The following is a 433-nucleotide window of genomic DNA, read 5'->3' as shown; positions in this document are numbered from 1 at the left end:
GATCAAGGTGGTGGCGCCCAACGTGGCGTTGAAGGTGATCGACCGGGCGATCCAGATGCACGGTGGCGCCGGGGTTTCCAACGACTTCCCGCTGGCCTACTGGTACGCCATGCAGCGCACCCTGCGCCTGGCCGACGGTCCGGACGAGGTGCACCGCGCGGCGATCGGCAAGTTCGAGCTGGGCAAGTACGTGCCCAGGGAGATGCTGCGCAGCAGCCGCTGACGGCTGTGGTATAGGGGAAAGGCCCGCGGGTGCGGGCCTTTTTCATTCCGGGGAGTCTGCCCCTTTTTCCTCGGCGTTGCGTTCCAGCTGCCACGCGCGACGGCTGTGCAGCAGGGCGGCGAACTCGCGGGCCGCCCGCTCGTTGCGGAAGCAGATCCCACGCGTGCCGAGGCGGACCCGCCAGAAAGGTTCAGCGTGGGTGTCCAGACG

At 68.1% G+C, this 433-nt stretch carries 1 protein-coding gene; it reads left to right on the top strand.

The genetic code is table 11. From position 1 onward, the window contains the following. Nucleotides 1–223, top strand: a 223-nt coding sequence (locus J1M44_RS11475) for an acyl-CoA dehydrogenase family protein (protein WP_274607926.1), incomplete at its 5' end; no start/stop codon positions are given. Nucleotides 224–433 lie beyond the last annotated feature (210 nt).

Source organism: Micrococcus sp. KRD128 (assembly GCF_017168395.1).
GTDB classification, from domain to species: Bacteria; Actinomycetota; Actinomycetes; order Actinomycetales; family Micrococcaceae; genus Micrococcus; species Micrococcus luteus.
The sequence above is the reverse complement of the archived record's forward strand: the minus strand, read 5'-3'. Positions and strand labels throughout refer to the sequence as shown.